The organism is Prevotella sp. PTAC, assembly GCF_013166535.1.
Classification (GTDB): Bacteria; Bacteroidota; Bacteroidia; order Bacteroidales; family Bacteroidaceae; genus Prevotella.
Genome location: NZ_JABKKK010000003.1, coordinates 190,310 through 205,283, shown reverse-complemented (window position 1 = coordinate 205,283; position 14,974 = coordinate 190,310). Strand labels below are relative to the sequence as shown.

Genomic DNA, 14,974 nt, shown 5'->3' with positions numbered 1-14,974 from the left:
ACAAAAGTAATCGTTTTCCGCCAATACTCCAAATTTCGCGTTCCATTATACTGTTTATCTCTGAAAAACTTCTTACTTTTGCACGCATGAAGACAAGACTCACATATATAATAAGGTTATACGCCGTCATTCTCGCCATGTTTGCAGTGCAGAAGCCTCTGTTCATGTGGCTCGACAAGGCCGAAGACTCGTCATACTCAGCGGCCGACACGCTCGCCGTCGTTGCCCACGGGCTGTTGCTCGACATCCCCGTGACAGGCTATCTCATAGTATTGCCGCTGCTAATTACCGTTGTTTCAGTATGGACAGGCCGTCCGCTGCCGCTGCGCCGCCTCGCGTCGTTCTACTATCTGCCCGTGGCCGTGCTCTCGGCACTCGCCTTCGTGGCCGACACCTCGCTCTATCCGTTCTGGAAGTTCAAGCTCGACGCCACCATTTTCTATTATATCGACTCGCCGAAAGATGCCTTTGCCAGCGTGTCCGTGTGGTACCTTCTGGTCCGCCTTGTTCTTATTGCCGCATGCACGGCCGTCATATTCTTCTGCCTGCGCAAGGCCACGCCTCGCATGATGCCGCCGATGACCGGAGTCACGGCAGCCCGCCGATGTACCGCCACCCTCTCTTTCATACTGCTCATGATACCGCTCGGCATTTCTATCCGCGGCGGACTGGGCGAGTCGACGGCCAACATAGGCAAGGTTTATTTCAGCGAAGACGAGTATCTGAACCACTCTGCCGTCAATCCGATGTTCAGTATGCTCTACTCTCTGGGCAAGGCCGAGAATTATGCCGACGAGTTCGAATATTTCGACGAGCCGCGGCGGGCAAGTCTTTTCCGCGGCCTCTACCCGCAGACACCCGCAGACACTGCCTCGCTGCTCAACACACGACGGCCGGACGTGCTGCTGATACTGATGGAAAGTTTCGGCGGGCAGATTGTAGAGGCAGTCGGCGGACGAGCCGACATCGCTCCCAACTACAACCGGCTGGCCGCCGAGGGCGTGATATTCACCCGCTGCTACTCAAACAGCTTCCGCACAGACCGCGGCATGGTGTCGGCACTGAGCGGCTATCCGGCGTTCCCCACCCTCTCGGTGATGAAACTGCCGATAAAGAGCCGCACGCTGCCCTGCATAGCCAACAGCCTCAACGCCGAGGGATACAGAAGCACGTTTCTGTACGGCGGCGACATAAATTTCACAAACATGCAGAGCTATCTGCGCACGGGCGGTTACGGCACGATTATCAGCGACAGCGACTTCCCTGCCGACAAGAAGAAAGACAACCCGTGGGGAGCCGACGACGGAGTGACGTTCGACAGTCTGTTCAGCATCATCGGCGCGCAGAAGCACCACCCGTGGCACATCGGTTTCCTCACGCTGAGCAGTCACGAGCCGTTCGAAGTACCTTACAACAGGCTCAAAGAGCAGATACCAAACGCTTTCGCATATACGGACGAGTGTCTCGGACGGTTCGTGGAGCGCATGCGCAAGACTCCGCTGTGGGACAACCTGCTCATCATCTGCATACCCGACCACGGTTTCCAATATCCAGCTAACATCACCCACGAGCAACACCACCGCAACACCATGCTGTGGATAGGCGGGGCCGTGAAAGCGCATAAGACGGTAAGCACCGTCATGAACCAGAGCGACATGGCGGCCACACTGCTCTCACAGTTGGGCATCGGCCACGAAGACTATACGTTCAGCCGCGACGTGCTCAGCCCGGCATACCGCTACCCGTTCGCGTTCTTCACTTTCAAGGAAGGTTTCGGCTTTGCCGACAGTACGGGACACACCGTATACGACATCATCGGAAACAGGATATCGGAATACCGACCGGCAACGACATCCGGCGACAAAACGGCCGCCGACAGAAGAGCCGAACTTGGAAAAGCCGTTATGCAAAGCATATATGACGACTTGGGAAACAGATAATTTGTTTAAAGGTAAAAAGGTAGAAAGGTAAAAAGTAAGAGTCACCATGTATAAAAAACTGCACCCCAAAAGTTAGACAAATAACTTTTGGGGTGCAGTTAAAAACTTTCGGAGGTGTGCGGTTTAGCTTAAACGCAGTTTTTAAACCTTATTTACTCTTCTACCTTTTTACCTTTCTACCTTTAAACGGTTTTCCACCATTCTGGTCATATACTGTTGTATGATTGCTTTCACCTCACGCTCCATCTGCCCCTGTTCGGCCACATGCCCTACAAGGTTTTCCTTGAGCAGCGAGTCGGTGCGATAGCGGTATACGGCCTTCGTATTCCTGCCGTCGAACTGCAACAGATAGTCTCCCTTCACATACTGGTATATACCGTTGAGATAGTTCACCGCCCACGTGTCGGCGGCCGGTGTGGCAAGCAGGTCGCAACCGAAAGCCACGTAAGGCCGGTCGTAGCCCAGATAGCCGAGCACCGTTGGCATGATGTCTGTCTGCTGGGCTATGCCGTCACGCATGCCCGGAGTTATGCCGCCGCCCGGGTCGAAGAATATCACAGGCGAGCAAAAACCGCCGAGGTCTGTCTGGTAATAGGCGTGGTCGCTCAGGTTCGTGTGGTCTGACGTGATGACAAAGAGCGTGTTCTCGTACCACGGCTGGCGGCGGGCCGTCTCGAAAAAACGGCGCAGGGCGTTGTCGGTATACCGTATGCACTTGTGAATCACGATGCCCTCTTCCGGATATACATCCTTATACTCTTCGGGCACGGCATAGGGGTGATGCGAGGAGGCGGTGAAGACGGCCGACACAAACGGCTGTCTGAACTCCGACATCTTCAACGCATAGAATTGCAGGAACGGCTCGTCCCATATAGCCCACGTGCCGTCGAAGTCGTCGTCGCCGCGGAAGCGCTTGTCCTCGTTAAACTCTGTGCGCCCGAAATAGTCGGTAAATCCCGTTGTGCGGGCAAAGGCCTGGAAGCCCATCGACCCATTCTCGGCCCCGTGGAAGAAAGCCGAGTAATAACCCTTGTTCTTCAATTCGCCCGCTATTCCGCTCACATCGTTCATTGATGATGGAGTGAGGAAAAACGGTTCGACGAACATCGGTATGCCGGATAGTATGCTCGGCATGCCGTCTATGCTCTTGCGTCCGTTGCAATATGAGTACATCCACGTGGCACTGTGCCGCATGAGCGAGTCGGTGAACGGGGTGTAGCCTTTGTACTTGCCGTCATCGAGCCACTTGTTGAACCCGCCTATATACTCCCGTCCGAAACTCTCCACTATGAGCACCACCACGTTTTTCTTTCTCTCCGCGGCGTCCGCACGCGGCGTGTGCACCGGCGAGTATATCCGTTCAAGCTCCTGCGGACTATAATAATCGGGCACGATGAATATCTGTTTGTTGAACGTCCGTATCAGAGAGAAAGGAGTGTTGAGCACCAGGGCTGCTTCCAGCGGCCTGTCGACATACTGATTTGCGTTGCTGATGGTTATCGGCCGCACGGCGGTTGTGGCTCCGCCGCGCATCCCGCATACGCAGAGCGGCACGAAAAGTACGAGAAACAGTGTGTTCACGCCATAGTATGCCGCCATTTTCCGCCATCTGACAGGACGGCGCAACCCCTCGGGCACTCCCTTTTCCGGACTTACGTAAAGCCGCCACAGCCCGTAAACGACCAGCACCGCGAGCAGCACGAGATACCAGTGGCGCATGAACTCCACCGCCACGACCTTGCCCATGTTGCCCTCGTTGCCGAACTCGGAAAACACGGTTACCGTCGTCCGCCGGCCGGTATACTTGAAATACACGGCGTCGGCAAGGTTAATGGCCACGCACAGGCCGTTGAAAACGATGAACACGAGGCGCGCCGCACGCTGCCAGACAGCCGTCTCTTTCCAGTGGAGCGGCAATATCATCATCACGATATACAGAGCGTTTGTATACAGGATGGCCGACGTGTCGAACATCCACCCGCCGCGCAATATCTCGGCCATGGCACCCCATGTCAGGTTGGGAGCGAACGTGCTCCAATTCTCCAACAAATAGGCTATACGGCATATCCCGTATGCCACGTATACGAGTGCGAGATTGAGCATCATGCTCAACGGCGCGCGCAGAATGCCGCCGCTGTTTACAATCGGTTTCATATTCATTGTCTTTTATCGGGTTGCATGTCTCCTTTTGGCAAGTTGCCGGCCACGGGCATCCCGGCATAGTCGCGCGTCATCATCTCATACACGAGTTTCAGCCATATCAGCACGCAAGGCAACGCTTTGAGGGCATATGGCTGCACGTATGTCTTGCGGATGAAAGCCGGGAACAGGTCGGACGGCGACATACTGGTGAGTATGAAGGCGAAAACCATCAGCGCGATGTCCGCCCGGCCGCGCTTCCACGGAGCCGACACATACCATATCGCCGCTCCAAGCAACGCTATGATGTATGAGCTCGACTCGCTGCCGGTGCTGAACAGCACCACAAACAGCAGCACGGAAGCAAGTAAGGCATGGCGGAAAGCGAGGTTTCGGTATTGCCCTATGCGCAAATAAGGAAGTGCGAAAGCGGCCAGTGCGGGCACGATAAGCCACAGGTCGGAATACGACAGGCATCCGGTCAGCTTGCGCACAAGGCCGAGCAACGATATGTTCTGCCCGCCGCTAAGCAGGTTTTCAGAGTTCTTCTCGCCAAGACAGAGCGCCCATTCACGGTATTGCTCCACTATATACTCCGGACTGCTGATGGCCATCGGCAGCACAAAGAGCAGCGCCGACCACCCGACAAACGACAGGATGAAGCGCGATTTGTCGCGGGAGAAAAAGAAAAACGCCAGTCCCACTATCCCGTAGAGCTTGACAAACGTGCCAAGCAGGATGAGAAACGCGGCCGTGGCATCGCGCCCCCGCTGTATGCAGCAGAACGAGCCGATGATGATTGCGGCGATGGCTATGTTGAACTGGCTCATGAACAGGGCCGTGAGCAACTCGTGGGCGCAGAACCAGTAGATGAATACCAGCTTGCCCCATGGCAGCGACAGCCGTCCGACCGCATAGTAAAGGAGAACAGACATGACCGTAAGCCAGAGTATGAGGCCCGCCGGATGCGGAAGAACGGCAAACGGAGCTATCACCATACTGAACAGCGGCCCGTAATGATTGAGGTCGAAATACTCCGCCGGATACGGCTCATATAGCGGCGTCCCGTTCCATGTATGCACGAAAACACCCTTGAATATCAGAAAGTTATTGCACTTGTTTATCTTCAACAAGCCCGATATGACAGGCAGAAGAAGCCACAGCCCGCAAAGGACGCGCGGGTCGCTGAAAAACGGTTTGCCGAAAAAACGCCTCACCGACGCCGGCAGATTACTCATCACCATCGTTTTGTTATCACATAAATTCTTAAGTACGTGCAAAATTAGCGAAAACGGAATGAACGGCCAAATATATCGGGTTATTTCGCCTTTACGCCCATTTTTTTGAACATCGGGATACCGCATGTCGTTTTTTTTACTTAGATTTGCCGAAAAATAAAACGCTTACTGAGAATGAGAATAGGATTTGACGCCAAGCGGGCGGCACAGAACCGCACCGGATTAGGAAATTACAGCAGGTTCGTGCTCAGACTGTTATCGCAATATGAGCCTGAAAACGAATATCACCTGTATATCCCCGACGAGAGGCGCACACCCTACCTGAACGAGATCCCGACACTCACGGCACTCAGACTGCACTTCCCCGCGACCGGTATATGGCGCAGGCTGCGCTCCGCATGGCGGGTGCTGGGCGTGACAAAGGATGTTCGTCGCCACGGCATCGGCATTTTCCACGGGCTGAGCAACGAGCTGCCGCTGAACATCAGACGTGCCGGTTGTAAGAGCATAGTGACTATCCACGACCTGATTTTCATCAGTCACCCGCAGTATTACCACCCCATCGACCGATGGATATACGGCTATAAGTTCAAGAGGGCGTGCCGGATGGCGGACAGGATCATAGCCGTCAGCGAATACACGAAAAGGGAAATCATCCGTAACTACGGCACACCGGCCGAGAAGATAGACGTGGTATATCAGGGTTGCGACCCTGTTTTCTCGAAAGAGATAGCCCGTGAGACCCTGTCGGAAGTGAAAGAGCGATACCGGCTGCCCGACAGATTTATCCTTTACGTAGGCAGCATAGAGGAACGCAAGAACCTGATGGTCGTGGCACGGGCGCTCGCCGCGATGAGAAACGACGGCAACCGGGACGCTGAGAGCATCAGGGTGGTTGCCGTCGGACGTCACACGCCATACGAGGACAAGATCAAGGAGTTTCTCGCCGGCAACGGACTGGCTGACTCTTTCACGTTCCACAACAACGTGCCGTATGCCGACCTGCCCGCATTCTACAGGCTGTCGGACGCGTTCGTCTACCCGTCGCGCATCGAGGGTTTCGGAATACCGCTGCTCGAAGCCGCAAGCGCAGGCATTCCGGCAATCGGTTGCACCGGCTCGTGCCTCGAAGAGGCCGGCGGCAAAGGCGCCATATACACCGACCCTGACGACGAGAGGCAAATGGCCGATGCCCTGTCACTCCTGTGGAACGACACCGGCCTGCGCCGTCGAATGGCCGACGAGGGCAGAATACACGCCGAACGATTCACCGACGACAAGCTGCTTGCCGACCTTATGAAGGCATACGGCAAGCTATCGGCCGGCTGTTGAAAACATACACGGCCGGTCCGTTATCTGCCGGAAAGATAAATCAAGCTACATATCACCATGAAAATAACAGCGGCACACAAGGAATATCCCCGGTGTGCCGCTGTCTGCATATATAGGTAGTTCAGTAGTTTATCTATTACCAATCAGTTAAAGCCCGGCAGTACAATGGTGTCTGAACATATTCAAAAACTCTATCCGCAATAACGAAAATCTATCGGGCAATAACGATTGCACCGCCAAACAACCCCCTGTCTCCGTTCAAACATCCCGAAAACACTTACTCAAACCATCCCACCAGCGTGCTCTTATAGCTTTCGATGGCAGCTTTCAGAGCTTTCACCACGCCATAATCGGTGTCGGCAGTGGCGTTGTCGAACGTCCACTTGAAGTCGCCTTTGTTCATTCTTCCGGCCCCGTAGTAACCGGTCACCGCGGCAGGAACGTCGGTGGCCGGCAGAGGAGTGTATTCGTATATCAGCTTGCTGTCGGTGTCGAAGTTGTCGTATGTCGTTCCGCCGGCAACGGTCTTGAACGAAGCGGGCACCTGCTCGTCACGTGTATCTGCCTCATAACAGTCGAAATTGGCGGCACTCGCCTTGTGTGTGACCGGCGTATAGTTGGCACCGGTTCCCTTTTCGGCATACACATTGCCGAAACTCTTTATCATTCCGCCGTTCTCGCCACTGAAAGTGCCGTCTCCTTTGGCATCCGTTCCCTGCTTGGAGATGAGCATCGGGTTCTTGGTATGGCGGAAATAGTTGCTCTCCACGAAGACGCTCGACCCCATCATGGCTCCCACGCCATACTTGGAGCAGCCGTCATAGTAGTTGTTCCACACGTGAACGGTCATCGTGCGGACACGCGGATGGCGCGAGTCGCTATGGTCGAACCAGTTGTGATGATAGTCGATATAGTTCGGTCCGCTCTCGCCCGTCATTCCGCAGAGCGACGACTTGCCGCTGTCGAACATGTGGTTGTATGATATCGTGACATACTGCGAGTTGCCTTTTACGTCTATCGTTCCGTCGCCCTTGGCCTGGTCGCTGTCTCCTCCTGTCTTTCCGTAGAAGAGGTCGAGGTGGTGGATCCAGCAGTATTTGTTGTTCGTGTCTATCGACACGCAGTCGTCCATGCAGAGCATTATGGCGAAGTTGCGCAGCTCCACGCTCACGGCGTTGCGCAGCAGGAATCCGAATCCCCACACGGTGGCATCGTCGCCCACGCCCTCTACGGTGATGTTCATCGGTATGGTGTTGTTCCGGCCCTTTATTTGCAGTCCCTCCGACTTGCTTCCGAAAGCATCCATGTCGGTATCTTTGATTTGTCCTATGAAGCGGACTGCGAGCGGGCGTGTCTCAAGTCCTTTCTGATATGCGTTGATTATGGCCTGCAACCCGGTGAAAGTCTCTTTCTTCTCGTTGCTGCCTGTGATTACGTCGAGCCGCACGGTCTTTGCCGTCTGCGCCGTGACATATATCACACGGGCATCTGTTTTCAGTGTGCCATCGTCGTTATATGCTCCCACTCCCGTGTTATTGAAGTGCGCGAAGCCCGAGCGGTCGTATGCGTTCACGGTGATGTTGGCTGCCACGCTGGCCTTGGTTGCGTCTTCGCTGCCGCCCGCCACCGGCACCACCTTCACGGCATATCCCGTTCCAGCGGTCAGTCCCGGCACGTCGGCACGTCCGTATGTGCCGTAGTTTCTCACCAGTTCGGTGTCTATTTTCGTGTAGTCGGCATGCTTGCCGCCCTTGACGTACACGTTATACGCCGTGGCACCGTCGTATATGTCCCACCTGACATACAGCGACTCGTTCCAGCCCCGTGCCTCGGTTATCTTCACGCCGCCGTTCTGAATGTCTCCGCTCTGGCCCTGATCCGCGGCTTTCGAGAATGCTATGTCGCTCACGCTCTTGGTGTACACGTCGGTCCATTCGGCCGCTTTGGGCGTCACGGTGACGGTGCCGGCCTGCCTGTCGATGTCTATCGAGCCTATATTCTCCGTGTCGTAGTATTTTATCACGTTTCCCGCCGTGGTCAGCCGTGCCTGGTTTTTCGCCGTGTTTAGCGTCACGGAGTGGTCGCCGGGTGTTGTCGTCCCGCCTTGTCCTCCGCCCTGTCCGTCGGTCACGGCGATGCTGTAAACATACATCCCGCCGGTGTTTTCCAGTGTCACGTCACCATCTTCCGTCACCGTGCCCACGTTTGTCTGGTCGTCAATTGTCGTCGTCCCGAAATATCCCGACACGGGCGTAAGGTTGGTCGCGTTTATCCCTCGTGCCGCCGTCTTGCTCGATGTCTTGCAGTTCATGGTAAGCGTCATTCCTTTCCTGAGACCGGATATGGTGATTTTCATCACCTTGTTCATAGCCATGCGCTTTCCCTTGATGTCCACCCGCACAGCGTCGGCGACATCGGCCGTGACAGCCAGCCCTTTCGTAAATTCAAGTTCGGCACCGTTGGCTCTCAACGGCTCCGCGGCGTATGTCGTCCTGTTCTTGTACCTGTCGTTGCTGCTACTCAACTCGTGCTCCCAACCGGCGGCATCGGCAGCCAGATTGGCCTTGTCGGCACCGCTCACATACGAGAAATCCCATGTCTGCGCCACCGCCATATATGGCATGAGCATCATCAACAGCATGGCCGCACCGTATATAATAGTAGTATGTATATGTCTTTTCATGATTGCGGGTTATTTGATTATCATTTTCTTTCCATTCACGATATATACGCCTTTTGGCAACCCCTCGGGCGAGTCTCCGGCATACTGTCCGCCGATGGTATATATCCTGCGGGCGGTACTGCCCGATGCGGCATCCACATCGCTGATCGACGTGTCTTCGGCATCGTAAGATAAGGTTATGTTCACCTGGGACATGTCTGCGGCCATCGTCCTGCCGTCGTCAAAGAGCAGCGCGGCGTTGTCGCCATCAAATGTAATACGTGTCACAAACCCTTCTACGGCAGAGCCGCCCACGGTGACTGTCCCGCCGGTATCGGCCTGTCCCGCAAGGGCAAGCATGGCGAGACATGATGAAAGCATGTAATTCTTTTTCATACAGGTTAATGTTAAATAGATTGTCAAAAAACAGTTTACCTGACAAATATACGTCATTTAAATTGATATATTTACATAATATAATAAGTTTCTGCACGCAAACGATTACGCCTCGCCAATATTCTTTCACAAACAACAGTTATACGCCATATCGCTTACACAACGTTGCCATGCGGCCTGATCAGACATGTACCAACAGGGAGCATCCCGTCCTTTCAGGAATAATATTTACAAAACGCTATCCATATTTCGCCCGTTTCAAAATTAAAAGCCAAAGGCCGGAAATAGGCGAATTATGAGCCGCCTTCCGCAAGTATCTGTGCATCAGCTTGATACGCCTACCACACCTACTTCCCCTACCAAACCTACCCCACCTACCCTCACTATTTTTTCCATTCAGCGTCCCGTTGCCTCGCATTCAGACGCTAAACGCAAGCCAACGGGACACCGAACGCGACGCGATTGGCAACCCAACGCGATCCAACGGGCATCCCGTTGCGGAAAAAACGCCGCTTTTCGTCTATGGCGAAAAGCGGCATATCGCATTGCATATAGCGGTGCGTATTGTATTCGTTCTCTGTTTCAACAGAAAACAAAGTGTTAAATACGTGACTTTATCATTACATTTTCCTACCATGCCACCATGAACACGCACATTGGCACGGTAGGCACTGGCATAAAAAATCATAGATTCAGGAAAAGGATCCATATCATTTATAGGGCTCGCTATGTGTTTTCTATAATCCCAAACACGCCGTATTGCGGATTATTCGGAAATATTTGAAAAAAAACATGCCGCCATTAAATATATTTTCGTTTCTTTGCGTCTGTAAGAATAGAAGCGCCTTAAAAAAACAACGAACACCGAAAACAGATGAGCACCGACAGCGAACAGCACATGAAAAGGTTCGAGAGCCTCATTGCCGAACGGCAAGACTGGCTGTTCCGATTTGCATATATGCGCGTCGGGCGGCGTGAAGACGCCGAAGACATAGTGCAGGAGGTGTTCATGTCGATATTCTGCAAGATGAAGAAAGACAAGGACATCAAAGACATCGACCGTTATATGATAAGGAGCGTAAGCAACGCCTGCACCGACTATCACCGGCGGCGGAAGCAGAACCACATACAGATAGACGACATGCGGGACATCCCCGTGACCGAGACCGACCGGCAGATACACGATGAGTTCACGAGAATTAACCGCCTGCTCGACTCCCTTCCGCCCGAACAGGCGGAGACCGTGAGGCTGAAATGCTACGACAACCTTACCTTCCGGCAGATAGCCGAACTCACGGAAGTACCCGAAGCGACCGTAAAGTCGCGCTACCGATACGCAATCACGCATATACAACAACGATTAAGAAAGGAGCACAACAATGAAGGATAACCGCTATGACTTTAAGGACGTGGAGCAATTGCTCGGTCCGCGGTGCGATTTTCACGCATCGGAAGACCTCAAAGAGAAGATTACAGACAGGGCAAGGCGCATGGCCAAGCCCCGGCGGGCACGCCTCATGCCGTGGATTGCCGCAGCCTGCGCGGCCGGAATACTCGTGATATTCCTCACGCCGCCCAAGAACGGCGACACCGCCACGGCCCGGAAAGCACCGGTGACAGACACCGTAAGCGCGCAACCGCCACGGCAGCCGGCACCGACGGCAGACATACGGAAAGAAAACAACCTGACGGCCACGGCCTCACCGGCCGTAAAGAAAAAGCCGGCGCCGAAGCGCTCGGAAACCCGAACGCCACACACCAGCAGCGACAGCAGACAGGCCGAGGCACCCGCCAAGGCCGCAAGACGGAATATCACCGGGCCGATGCCTGCGGCAATAAGCATAGACGGAGCCTCACCGGACAGGATAATATCCGAGGCTGACCTGCCAATCACCAACCGGGAGAACTTCGAGTACACGGCCGAGGAAATAGAACAGATAAGGCGGCTGTCAGCGAAAGCCTGTCTGGCAAGGATGAGACTGGAAGTGGAAATAGCGAAGTACAACATGGAACAAATGGCAAACATATAACGGGAGCCTGTAATTTAATTAAAAAACAACTAAAACAATATTGATATGAAAAAGACAATCATCATGCTGCTCATCGCTTGCGGCATAAGCATGGCGGCAAGTTCGGCGGAGATTAACGCGCCGGCAAAAGTGCCCGAGAACCTGAAAAAGGCCCTTAACGACCTTTGCACGAAAGGCGGCAACGAGAAAGCCATGTCCGTAAAGAAAGACGTCGACCCGAATACCGGCTTGCTGAAAGAGATGTATAAGGGAACAAGCATCACGGTAAAAGCCGGCGACAAGCTGCTGCAAAAAGTCATAGAGGCATTCGAGAAAGACAAGGACTGCGGCTACCAGTATATCCACATAGCCCCGGGCGACAAGCCGAATGAAGTGATCAGCATGGGCAGCGGGCAGCTGGTATTGCGCGAGAAACCGGGAGACGAACTGTGGATGCTCAACACCAAAAATCCCGACAACCCGTCGCTGCGTGACTGCTATGCGCTCGTGCTCGACAACGGGAAAGACGTAAGGAAAGGAAAGATATTCATAATCACCTCTGCCCGCCCCGACATTGAAAATGATAAAGAAATCAAATACAACGGCTACATAACCTATCCGGGGATAACTCCCGCGGCCGGCGTAACGAAGAGAAGCGGCAAGTTTGTCATCGAGGGCACCGTAGACGAAGCCATTGCCGACTCGTGCTACAATATTTACATTGCCGACGACGATGACGTTATAGCCGACAACGACATTGTCGCGTGTGTACCGGTGGTGAACAAGAAGTTCCGTTTCGAGACAGAACTCGACAATATCAAATCCGGCCGCATACGCGCCATATTCCCGGGCAACGAGCTTTGCACGGCATGGATAGACATATACTTCATTCCCGACTTTACGGTCTACATGACGGTACATAACGGTCACTATAACATACAAAACCAAGGGGAATACTCCCGCATAGTGAACGAATACATTAACAGGCGCAACAACATCGGCGGCATCGTCCCGGTAGTGAAAGACAAAGAGTCGGATGAAGAAAAAATGAACAAGATGAGAGCATCGATAATACTTTACAGAAATATGATTTCCGACATAAAAGTTCAGATTAGGGACATCCGCAACAGCATGCCAGCCGACCACGACAACAAAAAGACAGCACAGAAACGCATCGACCGGCTGCACCAACAGATGGAAGACATAATGAAAAAGATGCAGTCGCTAATAGACAAGTTTGCCGAAAGCATCGACGAATAGAAAAAAGACATGGCAAACGCCGTATGGCAGACGCGGGACAACCGACGTAAAACAGATTAAACGGACGAGAGGTAAAAGGTGGTCGGGGCACCACTTTTTACCTCTCGTCCGTTTAATAACATTTGCATTTTTCCCAATTTCACATCCGCCATTTCACATTTACGCATCCGACATGATCAAAACTCCGATTATTTTCAGTAATTTTGCAGCGTAACCAAATAGAACACGGCAATGATATTACTCAGTTTTGACACCGAAGAGTTTGACGTTCCTCGCGAACATGGGGTGGACTTCACGCTCGAAGAGGGCATGAAAGTATCCGTGGAGGGTACGCGCCGCATACTCGACTGCCTGAAAGAAAACGGAGTTAAAGCGACGTTCTTCTGCACGTCCAACTTCGCCGAGAACGCCCCCGAGACCATGCGGCGCATCATCGAAGAGGGACACGAGGTGGCATGCCACGGTTGCGACCACTGGAAACCGGCGGCCACAGACGTGGAACGCTCCAAGAGGATACTCGAAAAAATCACCGGACGGACGATGAACGGCTACCGGCAGCCGAGAATGTTCCCAGTGAGCGACAGCGAACTGACCCGCATGGGGTATAAATACAACTCGTCGTTAAATCCCGCTTTCATTCCCGGCAGATACATGCACCTCTCCGCCCCGCGCACGTATTTCATGCGCGACGGCGTGATGCAGATACCGGCCTCGGTCACACCGTGGCTCCGCTTCCCGCTCTTCTGGCTCTCGCTGCACAACCTGCCCGAGCGGTTATACCACTCGCTCACGCGCCGTGTGCTGCGCCACGACGGGTATTTCGTGACCTACTTCCACCCGTGGGAGTTCTACGACCTTAAAGAACACCCCGAGTTCCGCATGCCGTTCATCATCCGCAACAACAGCGGGCGCCGCATGACGGAACGTCTCGACAGGCTCGTCAAGATGCTAAAAGCAGACGGACGGCAATTCATCACATACACCGAGTTCGTGAATTTAAAAACAAACCGATCATGACCAAACTGGCAATAGTGTCTCCCTGCTATAACGAGGAGGAAGTGCTCGAAAGCTCTGCCCGCCGGCTGACGGACCTGTTGGACAGCCTCACGGCATCGGGAGAAATCGGCGTAGACAGCTTCGTGCTCTTCGTGAACGACGGAAGCCGTGACCGCACATGGCAAATCATCGAGCGGCTGCACGCCGCCGACAACAGGATAAAAGGCCTCAACCTCGCCCGCAACGTGGGCCACCAGAACGCGCTTATGGCCGGATTGATGTCGGCTCGGTGCAGAGCCGACATTGTTGTCAGCGTCGACGCTGACCTGCAAGACGATCTCGACGCCATTCCCCGCATGATAAAGCTCTTCAAGGAGGGCAACGACATAGTCTACGGAGTAAAGGTGAAGCGTGACGCCGACCCGCTGATGAAACGCCTCTCGGCAGTGACGTTCTACAAACTGCAAAGCGGCATGGGCGTGGAATGTATATACAACCATGCCGACTTCAGGCTTATGAGCCGCCGGGCGCTCGACATGCTGGCCGGATACGGCGAACGAAATGTTTACCTGCGCGGCCTCATCCCGCTGATAGGACTGCAATCGGCAACGGTAGACGACGTGATAAGCGAGCGTGAGGCCGGCTCGTCGAAATACACACTGGGCAAGATGCTCGGCCTGGCGCTCGACGGAATAACGTCGTTCTCGGTAAAACCGATATACGGCATAGTGTGGCTCGGCGTGGTATTCATAATCATCAGCATGCTGATAGGCATCTATGTGCTGCACGCACTCATCGCCGGCACGGCCGTGCCAGGATGGTCATCGCTGATACTTAGTATATGGTTTGTAGGAGGAATGGTACTCATCTCAATAGGTGTCATAGGCGTTTACATAGGAAAAATATACAAAGAGGTAAAGAACAGGCCGCTATATAACATCAAGGAGACACTCGACTGAGAACCGGGAACAGGCATATCGGTAACAGACAACAAAACCGGCG

General features: G+C 53.8%; 11 protein-coding genes. 7 read left to right on the top strand and 4 right to left on the bottom strand.

Translation table 11 applies throughout. The features are described from left to right. Nucleotides 1-86 precede the first annotated feature (86 nt). Nucleotides 87-1,940, top strand: a complete 1,854-nt coding sequence (locus HPS53_RS03555) for an LTA synthase family protein (protein ID WP_172204415.1) — start codon at nucleotides 87-89, stop codon at nucleotides 1,938-1,940. 168 nt (nucleotides 1,941-2,108) lie between these two features. Here HPS53_RS03555 and HPS53_RS03550 read toward each other — a convergent pair whose 3' ends face one another. Together HPS53_RS03550 and HPS53_RS03545 are read right to left on the bottom strand one after the other, a co-directional pair. Continuing rightward, nucleotides 2,109-4,094, bottom strand: coding sequence for an LTA synthase family protein (locus HPS53_RS03550; RefSeq protein ID WP_172204413.1), 1,986 nt, complete (start codon nucleotides 4,092-4,094; stop codon nucleotides 2,109-2,111). A gap of 2 nt (nucleotides 4,095-4,096) precedes the next feature. Beyond that, the gene (locus HPS53_RS03545; RefSeq protein ID WP_172204411.1) at nucleotides 4,097-5,317 is read right to left on the bottom strand and encodes a glycosyltransferase family 87 protein; all 1,221 of its coding nucleotides are present in this window, start codon (nucleotides 5,315-5,317) and stop codon (nucleotides 4,097-4,099) included. Between the two features lie 174 nt (nucleotides 5,318-5,491). On the opposite strand from HPS53_RS03545, the gene HPS53_RS03540 reads away from it, so the two are divergent. Then, nucleotides 5,492-6,649, top strand: a complete 1,158-nt coding sequence (locus HPS53_RS03540) for a glycosyltransferase family 1 protein (protein ID WP_172204409.1) — start codon at nucleotides 5,492-5,494, stop codon at nucleotides 6,647-6,649. 277 nt (nucleotides 6,650-6,926) lie between these two features. On the opposite strand, the gene HPS53_RS03535 is transcribed toward HPS53_RS03540, so the two are convergent. Both HPS53_RS03535 and HPS53_RS03530 read right to left on the bottom strand, forming a co-directional pair. Next, nucleotides 6,927-9,332 carry a polysaccharide lyase family 1 protein gene (locus tag HPS53_RS03535; protein ID WP_172204407.1) on the bottom strand — a complete coding sequence of 802 codons (2,406 nt, stop codon included), beginning with the start codon at nucleotides 9,330-9,332 and terminating at the stop codon, nucleotides 6,927-6,929. Between the two features lie 9 nt (nucleotides 9,333-9,341). Continuing rightward, entirely contained in the window at nucleotides 9,342-9,707 is a 366-nt protein-coding gene (locus HPS53_RS03530; RefSeq protein ID WP_104369151.1) for a subtilase, read from the bottom strand. A gap of 874 nt (nucleotides 9,708-10,581) precedes the next feature. Here HPS53_RS03530 and HPS53_RS03525 point away from each other — a divergent pair. The 5 genes from HPS53_RS03525 (at nucleotide 10,582) to HPS53_RS03505 (ending at nucleotide 14,931) form a co-directional block, all read left to right on the top strand. Further along, nucleotides 10,582-11,097, top strand: a complete 516-nt coding sequence (locus HPS53_RS03525; RefSeq protein WP_172204406.1) for an RNA polymerase sigma factor — start codon at nucleotides 10,582-10,584, stop codon at nucleotides 11,095-11,097. Next, on the top strand, nucleotides 11,087-11,737 hold the full coding sequence (locus HPS53_RS03520) for a hypothetical protein (protein WP_172204404.1): 651 nt from the start codon (nucleotides 11,087-11,089) through the stop codon (nucleotides 11,735-11,737). The genes HPS53_RS03525 and HPS53_RS03520 overlap by 11 nt, the downstream gene beginning before the upstream one ends. Before the next feature lie 45 nt (nucleotides 11,738-11,782). After that, nucleotides 11,783-12,976, top strand: coding sequence for a hypothetical protein (locus tag HPS53_RS03515; RefSeq protein ID WP_172204402.1), 1,194 nt, complete (start codon nucleotides 11,783-11,785; stop codon nucleotides 12,974-12,976). Nucleotides 12,977-13,207: 231 nt separating this feature from the next. After that, entirely contained in the window at nucleotides 13,208-13,993 is a 786-nt protein-coding gene (locus tag HPS53_RS03510; RefSeq protein ID WP_172204400.1) for a polysaccharide deacetylase family protein, read from the top strand. Beyond that, nucleotides 13,990-14,931 carry a glycosyltransferase family 2 protein gene (locus tag HPS53_RS03505; RefSeq protein WP_172204398.1) on the top strand — a complete coding sequence of 314 codons (942 nt, stop codon included), beginning with the start codon at nucleotides 13,990-13,992 and terminating at the stop codon, nucleotides 14,929-14,931. The genes HPS53_RS03510 and HPS53_RS03505 overlap by 4 nt, the downstream gene beginning before the upstream one ends. The last annotated feature ends 43 nt before the right edge of the window (nucleotides 14,932-14,974 follow it).

Bases quoted from the DNA above. Each gene is read 5' to 3' on its own strand.
- HPS53_RS03555 (WP_172204415.1), top strand. From the start codon at position 87: ATGAAGACAAGACTCACATATATAATAAGGTTATACGCCGTCATTCTC.
- HPS53_RS03550 (WP_172204413.1), bottom strand. From the start codon at position 4,094: ATGAAACCGATTGTAAACAGCGGCGGCATTCTGCGCGCGCCGTTGAGC.
- HPS53_RS03545 (WP_172204411.1), bottom strand. From the start codon at position 5,317: ATGAGTAATCTGCCGGCGTCGGTGAGGCGTTTTTTCGGCAAACCGTTT.
- HPS53_RS03540 (WP_172204409.1), top strand. From the start codon at position 5,492: ATGAGAATAGGATTTGACGCCAAGCGGGCGGCACAGAACCGCACCGGA.
- HPS53_RS03535 (WP_172204407.1), bottom strand. From the start codon at position 9,332: ATGAAAAGACATATACATACTACTATTATATACGGTGCGGCCATGCTG.
- HPS53_RS03530 (WP_104369151.1), bottom strand. From the start codon at position 9,707: ATGAAAAAGAATTACATGCTTTCATCATGTCTCGCCATGCTTGCCCTT.
- HPS53_RS03525 (WP_172204406.1), top strand. From the start codon at position 10,582: ATGAGCACCGACAGCGAACAGCACATGAAAAGGTTCGAGAGCCTCATT.
- HPS53_RS03520 (WP_172204404.1), top strand. From the start codon at position 11,087: ATGAAGGATAACCGCTATGACTTTAAGGACGTGGAGCAATTGCTCGGT.
- HPS53_RS03515 (WP_172204402.1), top strand. From the start codon at position 11,783: ATGAAAAAGACAATCATCATGCTGCTCATCGCTTGCGGCATAAGCATG.
- HPS53_RS03510 (WP_172204400.1), top strand. From the start codon at position 13,208: ATGATATTACTCAGTTTTGACACCGAAGAGTTTGACGTTCCTCGCGAA.
- HPS53_RS03505 (WP_172204398.1), top strand. From the start codon at position 13,990: ATGACCAAACTGGCAATAGTGTCTCCCTGCTATAACGAGGAGGAAGTG.